Origin of the sequence: Bacillus sp. RIT 809 (assembly GCF_016892495.1) — a bacterium.
GTDB lineage: Bacteria > Bacillota > Bacilli > Bacillales > Bacillaceae_G > Bacillus_A > Bacillus_A cereus_U.
In genome coordinates, this window is the sequence record NZ_JAFEMR010000007.1 from 185,553 (window position 1) to 200,571 (window position 15,019).

Consider the following 15,019-nt stretch of genomic DNA (forward strand, 5'->3'; position numbering starts at 1 on the left):
ATTATTCTCCTTTATTTATAGTTGTTAATATAAGAGAAACTAATTGTGGAGCACTATATCCTCTCTCCGGTCTACATAATTCATACAAATCAACCTTAGTTAAAATAGCAGCAGAGGTCGTAAAATGCCATTCCATTAATCCTAAACCCTGGATAAGGAAATTGCGAAATGTATGACGATATAGAGTGTAAAATCGCTCAAGTTTTTCTATATGACGAATTCCCACCTCGCCATTCTCTGTTTTCACTAATTCTACTACCCCTTCTAGGGGGATTGATTCAGCAATATATTTAGAAAGAACAGGAACATTGTATTTTGTTTCCCTACCATATATCGATCGATAGTTGTTTGTACCCATTCCTAAATTATCCAAACTATCTTGCCACAATTTTTGTTGTGGATAAGATGGGATGACTACTGGGGAATTTGTATCACTTGAAAATGATATCGCTATTACATCATCACTTAAAAATTGATAGCCTTCTTGTATAAATGCTGACGCAAGCGTAGACTTTCCAGCACCTGAATCTCCTACAAATGCATATGCTTTTCCATTAATAATTACCGCACTTCCATGCAATGGATACACTTTTCTTTGCATCAATATGGCGCCCATACAAGTTCCTAAAATCCAAAGCCGAATCATATCCTCTTCATACTCTTTCATGGGTGAAACAAATATTTTACTGCCGTCTTGAATAGCAAATATTGCAATATCAGGAACCTGAAACATAACTAAATCTTTATTAATTACAAATTCATCTTGTTTATCTGATAAATCCAACCATAATTCCGACAAATCTTTAATTCTTATCTCAATATCTATTGAATCTATTTTATTGTTGACATAAGGTAGTTCTGGTAGAGAGATATCACTGATAATAAATAGACCAAATGCTTTATATACTATATCGGTGTTAGTTATTAACATTATTTTCATCCCCAATATTACGATAGTAATATTAAATCTCCTTATACATTTTCACGTACAAGGAGATTTAGCATGTAAAACAATCCATATTAAATATACAAAATCCATTTAGCTTTAAACATTTGAGCAAAATAAACTAAATACTTTTATTCTTATCACCTAACTAAAAGTTAGATCACCCTTAGGAGTATGGTCCGGAAAAGCGGCATCAGTATACTCTCCTTCTTTCCCCAACATTGTCATCTTCACATCCAACACCTCTAAAATAGGTTTCTCCCATTCTTTTTTCATATGATCACCTCCCTTCAAATAAACGTTTTTATGTACCGATAAACAATTAAACTACGCATTAAAACTTTATAATCGAAATTAATCGCATTTTCAGGTCTCGCATCTTCTCTAACCTTGTATAGAGCTTCTTTTATGACCTGACCATTTAAATACTCTAAAGCTTTTTCATCTACACTTAGTTGCTCTATTTCGTCTATAAATGTTTTCCAATATGGAATCATTCGATGGACCCAATCAACACCTTGGACACCTCTAGTGTTTTGATTTAATCTAATCTTATCTGGCAGCATTTTTTCTGTAGATCTTCGGATTAAAGCTCGGTCCAATCCATTTTGCACATATTGTTCTTCTGGTACAGATAAACAAAAACGAATTACACGTATATCATTAGTTGGATCACGCTTCCATAATCCATAGCGTAAAGATAGCTTTGCTGCAAGTGTACTACCTGCATTCCAATGAAAAACATCTTCAAAATGTTTTCGGCGTTCCTCATATATATTTGACTCAGAATACCATCCCGTTTGTTCTAACCCATATTCTTCAAATTTCTCGAAAATCCTTGTATTTTTTGCAAATTTCGGATTGATTAACATTGGCCTTTTATTTACTTTATTTTGTGAAAAAATCCGATCCACAACTGGAAATCCAATCCTAAATATATCTGGTATTCTGCGTAATCTATCTCCACCTGTATTTTTACTATATTGATTTAATTCTTTATACAGACGAATCCATTTTAATTTTTTTAGTAGGATAGCATAGTACTCTAAGGCATATCCCCACGATATGGTAAAATTCCCTCTATCACCATTTAATAATACTCCAACACCTTCCTCATGAGCTTTTTCAAACATCCCTTTTAACCAAAATGAGTTTTCAAAGAACTTATATGGCGTCTCTAGTATTTCTAAAAAGCTATCTATCTCTGAATATGAATTTTTCCCCTTAAAATCTAAGTAATGCTCCCGAATTCCTCCTACATGTTCTATAGTTGATTTGATATACACACTCTCATTCGGCACTAGCTGTTTAGGTGTAAAATCTACGAAATCATGTGGCGGAATATAGCTGAAAGTATGTAATTTTTTATTTTCTTTTCGCATTGTATTTACTGCAAAGCTGACAACAGCTCCTGAATCTAATCCACCACTTAACTGAGCACCTACATTAAGGTGTGTACGTAATCTATCATCTACCGCTTTTTGAAAGACCTCTTGAAATGCTTCTATGTACTCTTCGTTTGACTTTAATTTCAGCCTCTCATTTACAGTTAGAGTACAATATCTCATAAGCTTTATTTTATTTTTATCTATCACAATACTATGTGCTGGGGGTACTTGTTCTATGTGTTTATACGGTGTGATTGAAGTATCTACCGCATCTATCATGCCAGATACCGCCAAATACTCAGCTAACCATAGTTCATTTAATTCCTTACGTACATACGGTAATGATAATAACGGACTTATTATGGTACAAAAAGCAAATCGTTGATGATCACGAAAATAATAAAGAGTTCGACTTCCTGAAAAATCCCTTGCACCAAACAGTTTTTGGTTACGTTCGTCCCAAATCATAAAAGCAAAATCGCCAACTAAATACTTCGGGGACTCCTCTCCCCATTTTTGATAAGCACGTAAAATCAATTCACTGTCAGCCATCCCTTTTCTTTCAACATTATCCACTTGCAACCTATCAAACAATTCCATTCTATTATCAATGATTGCATCAGCAGTAATAATTAATTTCGATTTAACATCATAATAAGGTAATTGTTCACCGATTGATTCTGGTGTGATCCATTGGGCATGGCAACCAAAGAATATATGTTCTTTGTGTAATATTCGAATCTCATCTGCAGGGTACTTGCTTAAACAACTCATTACTCCTCTTCCATGTTCAATCGATACAGGCTCGTTATTAAAGTGAATAATGCCAGCTATAGCACTCATTTTCCCCTCCTATTATGTAATAAGTTGCTATAAATTCTTTTTAAAGAACAAATTGTTATATTCTCCCCTGGATAAGTAAATACTCCAATTAAATCAAGGTATAGATATGTTAAAAATACCATTACATTTATCGTGAGTCAATTAAAATACAGTAAATTCAAATAATTAATCCGAATTAATCGACCTTTATAAAGAACAACAATTCAGATATTTATAATTCCAATATTTTTTACCCTTTCTCCAACTATCAGGAAGTATCTATACAATAAAAACATTCACTACTTATTGCTCTTCAACATATTCCATTTTATATTAATTTAATTATAGCCTGAGTAACTCTCCGCTGATCCTCATCCGTCATATTGGACCCAGAAGGCAAACAAATCCCCTTTTTAAATAATTTTTTAGATACATCATTATCTTTCTGATGAGAATAATACTTATATTCTTTAAAAAGCGGCTGCATATGTAGTGGCTTCCAAGTAGGACGCGCTTCAATATTCTCTTCAGCTAAAGTTGTTACTATTTTTTCAATAGAGATTCCAGATTCCACTTCATCAATCATCATAGTTGTAAGCCAACGGTTCGAACGAGTATTTTCTAATTCCGGCATAAAGTAAAATCCCGGTATATGAAATAACTCTTCATAATACCGCTTAAATATACGCCTTCTAGAGCTCACTCTATCTTCTAACACTTCTAATTGTCCTCTCCCAATACCAGCTAATATATTACTCATTCTATAATTGTAGCCCACTTGACTATGCTGATAATGAGGTGCTGGATCTCTTGCTTGAGTTGCTAAAACCTTCGCTTTTTCTATCGCTTCCACATCATCAGAAACTAGCATTCCACCGCCCGAAGTTGTAATAATTTTATTTCCATTAAATGAATAAATACCAAATCTTCCGAATGTACCACTTGCTTTTCCTTTATATGTAGAACCTAGAGATTCTGCTGCATCCTCAATTATGGGAACATCATAGTGATTACAAAGCGAAAGAATTTCATCTAATTTCGCACTCTGACCATATAAATGAACAAGAATGACAGCCTTAGGTAATTTCCCTGCTTTATCAGCATCATGCAACGCAAGTGCTAGAGCTTGTGGTGACATATTCCATGTTTCCGGTTCTGAGTCAATAAATACCGGTTCAGCTCCCAAATAAACAATCGGATTCGCACTCGCTACAAAAGTGAAACTTGAACAAAATACTGTATCTCCCTTTTGAACATCTAATAATCGCAAAGCTAGATGAATGGCAGCAGTACCTGAACTAACCGCAGCCCCACCTTTAACTCCTACAAAAGAAGCAAGCTCTCTTTCAAATTCATCTACATTTGGACCAAGAGGTGCAATCCAATTTGAGTCAAAGGCATCTTTTATATATTTTTGTTCATTTCCGCTCATGTGTGGAGAGGAAAGATAGATTCGTTTTTTGTGTTGAACGGTTTGCATGTAAACACACCCTTTATACATATTTAAAATATTATGTATCTAAAAACATATGCTTTAATACAGGGATCTCAGGAAGTCTTCTTAAACTATTAATTGTATAATGCGCTTTATAATCTTGCTCAACTATAAGATTACGGTAAATCCCATCTTCTCTATTAATATGAATTGTTATCCACTTTAGTTTCTTGGCAGTTATAAAATCCTTACTTAAATTATCTCCTATATAAACACACTGCTGATGAGGAACCTGTAGTTCCTTACTTATTTTTTCATAAGGAATTTGGCTCGGTTTCCAATATTCTTTTCCAAGCTTATCAGTGAGAATTATCGAATGAAATCTCCCTTTTAACTTTAATGCATTAATCTTCTTTTCTTGGGTAACTAAATATCCGTCTGAAATAAGTCCTATTTTAACGGTATTAACTAAATTATTTAGTACCCACTCCGCTTCATCCAACAATTGAATATCTGGTTTATGAAACCTATACTGTTCTATCAAATTACTAATCAAATTTTCATCGTAAGGAATGTTTAACTTTTCAAGCGTTTTATTAAACACAAACCCTCTTTCCCCCAAATCAAATAATTGAATTGCAGCATTATAAAATCCAGTTTTCTTGTAGTTCTCTTCAATCCACTCATCCACTGCTTTAAAACCACTTACGATATAATCCTTTTCTTTATATAAAGTATCATCCATATCAAAAACAATTGCTTTAATCACCATGTTAAGTACTCTCCGTAAAAACCGCTTCATCATATCTAAGCATTGTTAAATTTTCTCTCCAATCAAAGTCCTTATCTATAAACACTTCCCCCTGACACATTTTAATTGTCCAAAGTGGAAAATTCGCTCCTGCTTCTATTGATAGCGGAATTCCCCCACCAAAACGTGGGTTTATTTCAATAAACGTAATTTGTCCATCCTCCTTTTTAAAACATTGTAAAGTAATACACCCAATAGGATTAGGAAGAGCTTTTATTACAGTTTCTGCTGCTTTGATGATTTCAATATCCCTCTTGGTCATACCTTTACTTACCTCACCTGCTCGTGTCTCTATACGTAATCTAGGAACGATCGTTTTTATATTTCCATAAAAATCTACCATGGCATCTATTGTGTATTCTTCTCCTGAAACGTACTCTTGTACCATAGCGTTAGGTATATACTCCTTAAAAAATTCCAATTCCTTTTCATTCATTATTTTTGTTACACCTTTACTAGAACTGCCATCATAAGGTTTAATTAATAGTGGAAATTGATATTCTTTTCTTTCAATCTCTTCATCACTAAATACTCTAGGCGTTGGTATATTATTAGCAACAAAAAAGTTATATGTGTATTTTTTGTTATTAGCTATTTTATTTAATTCCATACTAGAAACTAGTACTTTTACACCAATACCTTCGAAAACCTTCGAATTATTAGCCATAAGGGTTAATTCTGTATCAATTAACGGAATTATTAGATTTATCATTTCAGATCTACATATTTTTAATAATTCATTTATATATCCCTCTTCATTTACACGCGGAACAATAAAATGCTTATCGCTAAAGTAAATGGTAGGAGCAGTTTCTTTTAAGTCTGCAGTAAAGATTTTGCCTTTGATTCCTTCTTGTTTAAGTACTTCCTTAAATTTTTTAATTAAGGTGACCCTCCTACCAGAGCTAGTAAACAAAATATTCATTTTATTCCCCCCCATGCTCGATTCCCCCTTTAAAAACTGGCATAGTCACATGCTTATTATTTGTTATCCCTTCCGACTTTAAAACCTTACTAAAAGTTAGATATAAAATTTTCAAATCTAAAAGAAAACTTTGATTCTCAACATACCATACATCTAATTTAAATTTCTCATCCCATGAGATACTATTTCTTCCATTAATTTGAGCCCATCCAGTGATTCCTGGTCTAACATTATGCCTTTTAGCTTGCTCTTGCGAATATAAAGGCAAATATTCCATTAATAATGGTCGAGGGCCCACCAAACTCAATTGACCTTTTAGTACATTTATTAATTGTGGTAATTCATCTAAACTATATTTTCTAAGAAATTTTCCAACTTTAGTTATTCTAGCGTGATCAGATAGCAGCTCGCCATTACTATCTTTAGCATCAGTCATCGTGCGAAACTTATAAAGGTAAAAAGGATGTCCATGTATACCTGGACGTTGTTGTTTAAATAGGATAGGTGAGCCTATTTTGAACTTAACTAGGACCGCTACTAAAAGAATAACATGAAAAAAACACAATAATAATAATAAAGAAATAAGTATATCAAAGAGTCTCTTCATTAATAATCATACTCCTTGCTAATATTTTTACGAATGCCGTTTTCAAAGATAAATAAATAGGCCAAAAGACATTCGTTACAAACTTACCTCATTTCACTATACATCTTAGAAAAAAATTTAAGCCTCGTATTTTTTAGTTCCCTTTTTATTTATAAATTTAGCTCCCCTTTAATTTATTGTCAATTTCACTTTTCGAAATTATTTATTTATTCCGTCCACTTATTTATAATTCAATTCATATAAAACAACTACTTCTATTAAATAGATAATTGTCCCATCTATTTCAACGAAAAAAACTATCCAATCGCTCTTTGATTATCACGTGCAATAAAACTCCTGTTGTCAATCATTCGCTCTATAGGTTTATAAATATAATTTATTACATACGATGAAGCAATACATAACGTTATCAACCAAATAAAAATTATGATTGGATATTTAGGTGCAAATATAAGCCCTGGAAAAATTGACATATAAAAAAACATATGAGTCAACCATATGTTTGTCGAATGCTCCCCCAAAAAGGCTAATATATGTTGTATAACACTACTCTTATTCATAAGAATAAAGAAACTAATAAATGCAATAGCCGTAAAAGGAGCGATAATCATAGATTCATAAAAAGCATGTAAAACTATTAACATAATAATCCCTATGGCACAAAGTATATTCTTATAAGGCATGTAATAAAATTTATTATATAGTTTTGAATAAATTTTTTCTTTCGCAAAAATGGTACCCACAATAAACGGAAGTAAAGATGTACCAACCAATACCACGGCATTTACTGACATACCTAGAATTGTATGATGCCCAACATCCAAAACATTTTTTATACGTTGAATATAGCTCACTAAATATATAGTCCCAAAAACCAGTAACAAACTTATTGAATTATATTTCCTCACCATTTTAGTCAATAACGGCGCTAAAAAGACAAGAATAATATATGTCTGTAAAAACCACCATGCACCATTATATGAAGATGATAATACAAATACATTGAGAAGGAACTTTATTATACCACCTGAGAAAACCTCTGATTTGCCTGCAAAAAATCCAACAACAATAAATAGAACAAGCACTACCCAATAGTTCATTAATAGTTTTAAGATGCGTATACAGTTTCTACTTACATTTAATCTTTGTTCTTTATAAAAAATTACATATAAACCATAACCACTTACAAAACAATATATAGGTACACACGCATCTCCAAATAATGCCAAGTAGTAAACTAGCGGTGTTCCGTTGATTATTAAAAAGGTTTCATACATCCCGTTAACTTCTTTCCTAGCAAACAGGTGAAGTAACAACATAAGTAATATAGCTGCTCCTTTCAACATTTTTGTATCACTTTTTGAAATTTCCATAAAATCGAATCTCCTCCTTTCATATCTGCGGGCTTCTTGTTATACATTCCATATCATTTGTTTTGTATTAGCCGTATACAATTCAATTTAGTTGTCGTTATATAATACTTCTTCCTAAAGTTCTAAAAAACTCAGCATAAATAAAAAGCCACTATGCTTATAAAAACATGGTAGACTTTCTTTTTTTATATTAATAATTAAGCACATTACGCATTCATTTGCCCGAACATTACAAACATCGCCAATGGACCGATCTCCTTCCATACAATATCGTTATCAGTAATATTACCGCTGGAAATTGTAGAAAAAGCAGGTGAGATTGTATGTGACATACCATTATTTAAGGATTCATATACATGGTTACCAAAATTAATTCTACTTCCTTTTACATAACTTTTAGACGCTGCCCACGTTTGGTTATTTGCATATCCAGTTCTAGAACAAACCCAACCAATATATCCTCCTGCAATCGGATTTGAATTTCTTAGTTCTTGTCCTAATCTATAATATCCTGTTGTTGGGATAGTTGGTATTCGATAGTATGGATCTATCACACCGTTAACAATATTTCCTTGTAGAAATTCTTTTCCTGTAATCATCATCGTTGCATTATTTAACATGTTATTCTGCATTACGACTTGAAGTGTACTGCTCGTTGTTCTATTGTCTATCCCAACTTGTGTTAAATTTATAGCGGTTATAGTATTATTTTGGATTACTGCTTGTTTGCCTGCAAATGCTGCATCTAAAATAATAATAGTTCTTTGAAGAGTATCATTTGTAATTTTTACAACATTTCCACTTAACACTATATCATCGGATACATTTTGAACATTTAAGACTGTTCCATTGGGTTTTTCAATATGACAATTAATCATCTTGAATGATTTGAGGTTATTTACTGTAAGTAACGTATTGTTTTTATCCGTACTAATGAGCTTACAATCCCTTAATTCCAAAGAATTTGTTGTGCTTGTTGCACCCAAAAAACCAACGTCCTTAAAAAAACAATTCGTATATGTTCCTTCAAATAAGGTTGGGTTTTTAACATTATTAAATAATGTATTTTCAAATATCCATCCTGGTTTAAATGTTCCTACTGTTACATAATTTAAATACAACACATCTTGTCCTTCAAACACGCAGTTCGAAATTGTTTGCGGCTCATTTTTCACCTCTAAAGTCCACTGATATAATGATGATAAAGAAGTTAGTTTATCCGCATCGTTAAAAAAACGACAAGAATCAACTTTAACTACATATGGAAAAGGTGTATCAATAATCATTTTACTATTACAAAAAACATTACTTACTATGTTAATAGACCTGTTCGCATATACACCCTGCGTGTTTATTTGTGTTCCATATACGTAATTATTAGAGAAAATAACATCGCCTGACAAAGAAATTTTTGTTAATCGAATATTATTCCCTGCCACCATTACCCTATCGGCGCCACCATTAACTGCTAGCCCAACATAAGCATTTGATACTGTATTCATAATAGAATTGTCCAATATATAGATGAATTTTCCATTTACAACAATAATATTGTAATTTTTATTATCATGAAAATTATTTCTTTCAATATAGATATATTGGTTTAAGTCATATCCATCTTCAACATCAATTCCACTTTGTGGATTAGTACCTGCAATATGATGAATATTATTATCTCGAATGTATACATTCTTTGCACCACATACACTAATTCCTTGTCTACGGCAGTCATGTAAATTACATTTCTCAATATACGTATATTGAGGGAACGAAGCCACTCGAACATTTATTAAGCAATTTGTAGGAGCAGGAACATTACCTTGATGCAGAACGATCTTAGCGTAACTTGCTCCTTTAGGAGCCTCTACTTCATCAAAAAATTGCACATTATTTTTTGATGATATAAATACATCACTTAAAGTATAAAAAATCACATCATAATAATCGCATTTTATATCAGAACCCAATGCTCCGTATCCATTTCCATACAAACCGAAGTAACCATACTTTACAATAGCCACTTGAGTCATATCAATTCGCAAAGTGGAACGTATCTTTGTTGTACTACTTACTAATGAACCATCTGTTGTATTAATTGCTCCCTGTTCAAATGAACTTGCTAATGATGTAGGAAAAGGTGAAATCTGACCAAAAGTACTGTTCAGTGTAATGGCATCTCCTGTACAATCTAAAATATCTAGATTATCTAAAGATACAAACCTTGTATTGTTCCCCCCATCAGCAGGTGGAATAAAACTCCCCACTTCAATTCCGTACCCTCCCTCATGTGTTCCTCCACTCGAATAATCATGCGTATCTCTATCCCCTTGGATAATACCATTTGTAATCCTGGAGTAGATCTGATTTTTTCGAAAACTTACAATTGCATATCCTGTCAATTTATTCGTTTCCATTTTTAAGATTGCCCCATTTAAATTCAGTGTAAGATAGCTTTGAGGTTCAATAGGGGTTTGTTTGTCGATTAAATATATACCTTTTGGTAACACAACTTCTGTATACCCTTGTTGCGACGCCCAAACTAAAGCATTATTAATCCCTTGAGAAGTATTAACGGCATCAGTTCCATCATTCTTAACATTCCACCTATCTAATTCTAATGTATATATACTTAAAGAATTTGTAATCCCTAACGATTTTGGAATCCATTTTGATTGATTACTATCATAAGTCAAAATATCGTCATTAGAAGGAGGCTTGTTTACAAAATTCAAATCACTCAAACTTCCAAGGCTAGCCTTTCTAATCCACATCAATTTACACCTCTTTTTCACTTTTCTATATATTATGTGCAACATGGTAAATTGATTGGATATAGTAGAATTAATTGTACTTTATAAATATCAATACAGGAATTCACTATTTAGAAAGAACTTTTATAATCCCTTTCTTCTTTCCTGAAAGATTTTCTCCTACTCATTATTTTTGGTCCACTTACCAAATAATTGGAGTAGACGATATAATTTTGAAAAGTAGTTTGGTCCAAAGGAAATTTTTATTGAAGGCCCTTTTGTATTTTCATAACTAATCACAATAAGTTAGATTACAGGAAACTTAGCAATAATATTTTTAATACCCCTTTTAATTTTCCCCTTTTTATACACTCTTTCACCTAGCACGTACAAATATTCTATATTTTTATATTTGATAGCCTCTAAATATTCCTTTGAAAAATAGTCCCTAGAACCTTCGTTATGCAAACATTCTATTACCTTTTCATTCGAAACATACTCTTCTATTAATCCTCTAATGTGCACTTCACTCAGGTTACTATTAAACAAATTATATAGACATGTTTTAAATGTATTTAGCAACATTATACTAATTCCGTTGTATTGCTTTTGTTTAGTATCTAAATAATATTTATTAATAACTTCTTTTTGTATTTGATAACCATTGACCATATCCTCAAATAAATACGGCATATATTTACTTGTTAGTCCGCCCATCCTATAATAATATAAAGTCTCATCAATAATTGTTACCCTATTTGATTTTATAAACATTTCCAAATTATAAAAAAGATCCTCTCCTAAAAAATGTATTTTTTCTAAATATCCCCCACAACTTTCGAGTATCTTCCTTTTATATAACTTTGCAAATAACGAAGATGGGAATGGGTGCCCCCAAAAGTATGCTACTACTAATTCTTGTCTTATTTCCTCCCTATCATAAATTCTATTATTATCGAAGTATTCACTTTTATTTTTTTTCTTAATCAACATACCATTACCTAGAACTTTATACGCATTACAAACTGTAATATCCGCAGAACTTTCAATAGAGTGTTTATATAGTATTTCAACCATTCTCCTGTCAATCCAGTCATCTGCATCAACGAACATGACATAATCAGAACTCGAAACTTCTATTCCTTTTTTTCGAGTTGGAATACTTCCCTCATTATTCTTATTTATTACAATGATTCTTCTATCTAGCTTTTCATATTTCTTACATATATCCAAACTACCATCTGAGGATCCATCATTCACTAAAATCAATTCCAAATCCTCAAATGTCTGGTTAAGAATAGAATTTATACATTTATCAAGTTTTTTCTCTGCATTATAGATAGGTACTACTACACTTATCCGACTCATACACTTCACCGCCCTTTATACAAATAGTCATAGTAAACTGAATCCTATCGTTATTTTTAGATTTTATGGTACATCATTTAAACTCACAATGCTCTAACTGTTAAACATCTAGATGTATGTAATTAAAAAACCGCTATGCTTTTATACATAACGCCCTTTCTCTTCTAGAATAATATCATTCTTAATATATTTACTTATAATACACCTTCTTTTCATTTTATTGTGCACATCAGAATCTTTATCTTCTTATTCTAAGCATAACTTCTATCGATTGAATTAACACAACATATAACATTTTTAGAGTTTTATTCATTCCCCCCACTTATGATCTGTTCGAATAATCTAATGTTTTTTTTATAGGAAAAAAACTCCTTTCGTTCTTTACTTTTTAATTTATAATACTCTATTAATTTAGGAGACGAGAGTATCTTTTTTAACCCTTCATAGATACCATCTTCACTATTTTCAACTAATAATCCGTACTCTCCATTATCTAACATTTCAATAGTTCCATTGCAATACGTGCTTAAAATTGGTAATTCCAAAATAATTGCTTCCGCTACAGCTAAAGGAAATCCCTCGGTTAATGAGGATGAGACATATATACTACACCTACTCATATATTTATATGGATTATCCTTAAATCCCAAAATATCTATTTTCCCACTTAAAATGGGGGTATGAAAAATTATTTCATTTAATTTCTCTCTTTCAGGACCATCTCCTAAAATTATTAAATTAAAATCATAACCTTCACTTAATAATCTTTTACATGAACGCATTAACCTATCAATACCTTTTTCAACACTTAATCTACAAGAACATACGATGTTTATACCATCCTTAAATTCATAATCCAATACCGCTTCATGAGATAGTTTCATTATTTCATTATTATTAATCGGATTAAATAACACTTGACACCGTTCTTTCAAGTCATATTTATTACCAAATCGTTTTCGTGCAGCATTTGTTAACGTAATTATTGTATCGAATTTTCTGTAAGCTCGTCTTTGAATCCATCTTTTATAATTAACAAATGTAGTTGGTTCCTCAGTTTCAAGATGTTCCAACCCTCCATGAATCCACATAACTTTATAACACTTATTAATACTAATTGGGTATGAAAAAAAATCTTTAGTAGTTACAATAATGTCATAATTCTCTTTAACTATGAACTTATTCACAAATATATGAGGCAAACATATAAATAAGTAATACAGTAATCTTTTATAAATGCCTTTAACAGGTTTATAAAAAAGATATTGTATTCTAACATTTTTCGGGATTTTTTTAATATTCTCCTTCTCTCCTTCAGTTCTATACATAATAAACAGAGTTACTTCAAATTTAGTATAATCCAACCCATTCAAAGTATTTACTATAACTTTTTCAACTCCACCTATTGACATTATATCTGTGACTAGCAAAAGTTTCTTTTTCAATCAAAAACACCCTTTCAGAAAAATGACATAAATAGTATTCTAATTACTATATTATGCAACTTGATGAAATTCAAAAACATATTCATAGGTAGGTCTTACTTGAATTTTTATGTGCAAATCGTCTAGATATTATTTTATTGGTTAATGTTTTGAACAAATTGATTAAATATTCGAATTCTTCACTTTTTCTAAACACCATTAAGAAGATTGTATTTGGAATAACTAAACATAAAATGCTACGTATTACCATGTTACTAACGATAGAATTATTAAAGAGATTGCCCAGAATATCCGTTATAATAACAGCGACTAAAACCAGTACTACATACAATCCATATTTAGCAAAATATAATTTCACAGATTTTTTGAAAACTAAATTAAATATAATATAAGGATCGTACCAGAAGTAAGTGCACAATCTACTGATAATGGTCCCAAAAAATACACCTGCAATTCCTATATATTTCGCGAGAATTATAGAAACTACAATGTTTATTACAGCCGCTATAATAGGTCTATATTTTCCTTTTTTAAATAAACCAGTGGTTTCTCTAAAAGTTGTGGCCGTATTTTGCATTCCAGCAGTAAAAAAATTTAGGATTATAGCAAATATTATGTATTTATTAAACACATAATCCTCACCTAACCATAGAGTTATAAATGGATTCATTAAATTCCAAAGACAAACAGTACAAAAACCATATATCCAGAAATTAGCAAAATTCATCACACGAAAAATAAAATACTTTTTTTCCGCATCTTCTTTAGCATTTAAATTCCCGACACTGGCAGTAACAGAATAAAAAAAATACCCCAACAAGGTATTCAATGTGTTTAAAATCAATAAATAGTTCGAATACACACCAACCCAAATAATTCCAATGAATTTAGAGATAACAATATTATCAGTTCCGTTAATTACTACACCACTAATTTTATATAATAATAAAGCATACAAATTTTCAAAGAATAGCTTTCTATCTTCTTTGGATAGTTTTGCATTATTTTCCCCTTGTAAATATGGATATAATTTATTTGCCGTATTGGCAATATATATATTTTCAATTATTCTCAATACTAATTGAACTATTAGTACCAAAATATAATTACTTATAGCTACCAATAAAAAAATTTGTAACGAGTGGGATA

At 31.4% G+C, this 15,019-nt stretch carries 12 protein-coding genes; all 12 read right to left on the bottom strand.

Annotated elements, in window-relative coordinates:
- Position 1 precedes the first annotated feature (1 nt).
- Positions 2-931, bottom strand: coding sequence for an aldolase (locus JTF23_RS10470; RefSeq protein WP_088099432.1), 930 nt, complete (start codon positions 929-931; stop codon positions 2-4).
- A 159-nt stretch (positions 932-1,090) separates the two neighbouring features.
- On the bottom strand, positions 1,091-1,222 hold the full coding sequence (locus tag JTF23_RS10475; RefSeq protein ID WP_016105873.1) for a paeninodin family lasso peptide: 132 nt from the start codon (positions 1,220-1,222) through the stop codon (positions 1,091-1,093).
- 14 nt (positions 1,223-1,236) lie between these two features.
- Entirely contained in the window at positions 1,237-3,177 is a 1,941-nt protein-coding gene (locus tag JTF23_RS10480; protein ID WP_204208693.1) for an asparagine synthase-related protein, read from the bottom strand.
- Between the two features lie 307 nt (positions 3,178-3,484).
- Positions 3,485-4,636: a DegT/DnrJ/EryC1/StrS family aminotransferase gene (locus tag JTF23_RS10485; protein WP_204208694.1), complete on the bottom strand. Its 1,152-nt coding sequence runs from the start codon at positions 4,634-4,636 to the stop codon at positions 3,485-3,487.
- A 31-nt stretch (positions 4,637-4,667) separates the two neighbouring features.
- Positions 4,668-5,363, bottom strand: a complete 696-nt coding sequence (locus JTF23_RS10490; RefSeq protein ID WP_204208695.1) for an HAD family hydrolase — start codon at positions 5,361-5,363, stop codon at positions 4,668-4,670.
- A 1-nt stretch (position 5,364) separates the two neighbouring features.
- Positions 5,365-6,342, bottom strand: coding sequence for an ATP-grasp domain-containing protein (locus tag JTF23_RS10495; protein ID WP_204208696.1), 978 nt, complete (start codon positions 6,340-6,342; stop codon positions 5,365-5,367).
- A complete protein-coding gene (locus JTF23_RS10500) occupies positions 6,329-6,934 on the bottom strand; it encodes a sugar transferase (protein WP_204208697.1) in 606 nt (201 codons plus the stop codon). Before JTF23_RS10500 ends, JTF23_RS10495 begins: the two co-directional genes overlap by 14 nt.
- 296 nt (positions 6,935-7,230) lie before the next feature.
- Complete coding sequence (locus JTF23_RS10505) at positions 7,231-8,307, bottom strand: acyltransferase family protein (protein WP_204208698.1); 1,077 nt, start codon at positions 8,305-8,307, stop codon at positions 7,231-7,233.
- Positions 8,308-8,513: 206 nt separating this feature from the next.
- Positions 8,514-11,078, bottom strand: a complete 2,565-nt coding sequence (locus tag JTF23_RS10510; protein ID WP_204208699.1) for a right-handed parallel beta-helix repeat-containing protein — start codon at positions 11,076-11,078, stop codon at positions 8,514-8,516.
- A 285-nt stretch (positions 11,079-11,363) separates the two neighbouring features.
- Complete coding sequence (locus JTF23_RS10515; protein WP_204208700.1) at positions 11,364-12,425, bottom strand: glycosyltransferase family 2 protein; 1,062 nt, start codon at positions 12,423-12,425, stop codon at positions 11,364-11,366.
- A 305-nt stretch (positions 12,426-12,730) separates the two neighbouring features.
- The gene (locus JTF23_RS10520; protein ID WP_204208701.1) at positions 12,731-13,870 is read right to left on the bottom strand and encodes a glycosyltransferase; all 1,140 of its coding nucleotides are present in this window, start codon (positions 13,868-13,870) and stop codon (positions 12,731-12,733) included.
- Positions 13,871-13,952: 82 nt separating this feature from the next.
- On the bottom strand, positions 13,953-15,019 hold a 1,067-nt coding region (locus tag JTF23_RS10525), incomplete at its 5' end, for a lipopolysaccharide biosynthesis protein (RefSeq protein ID WP_204208702.1).

Bases quoted from the DNA above. Each gene is read 5' to 3' on its own strand.
- JTF23_RS10500 (WP_204208697.1), bottom strand. From the start codon at position 6,934: ATGAAGAGACTCTTTGATATACTTATTTCTTTATTATTATTATTGTGT.
- JTF23_RS10515 (WP_204208700.1), bottom strand. From the start codon at position 12,425: ATGAGTCGGATAAGTGTAGTAGTACCTATCTATAATGCAGAGAAAAAA.
- JTF23_RS10485 (WP_204208694.1), bottom strand. From the start codon at position 4,636: ATGCAAACCGTTCAACACAAAAAACGAATCTATCTTTCCTCTCCACAC.
- JTF23_RS10490 (WP_204208695.1), bottom strand. From the start codon at position 5,363: ATGGTGATTAAAGCAATTGTTTTTGATATGGATGATACTTTATATAAA.
- JTF23_RS10475 (WP_016105873.1), bottom strand. From the start codon at position 1,222: ATGAAAAAAGAATGGGAGAAACCTATTTTAGAGGTGTTGGATGTGAAG.
- JTF23_RS10505 (WP_204208698.1), bottom strand. From the start codon at position 8,307: ATGGAAATTTCAAAAAGTGATACAAAAATGTTGAAAGGAGCAGCTATA.
- JTF23_RS10480 (WP_204208693.1), bottom strand. From the start codon at position 3,177: ATGAGTGCTATAGCTGGCATTATTCACTTTAATAACGAGCCTGTATCG.
- JTF23_RS10470 (WP_088099432.1), bottom strand. From the start codon at position 931: ATGTTAATAACTAACACCGATATAGTATATAAAGCATTTGGTCTATTT.
- JTF23_RS10495 (WP_204208696.1), bottom strand. From the start codon at position 6,342: ATGGGGGGGAATAAAATGAATATTTTGTTTACTAGCTCTGGTAGGAGG.
- JTF23_RS10510 (WP_204208699.1), bottom strand. From the start codon at position 11,078: ATGTGGATTAGAAAGGCTAGCCTTGGAAGTTTGAGTGATTTGAATTTT.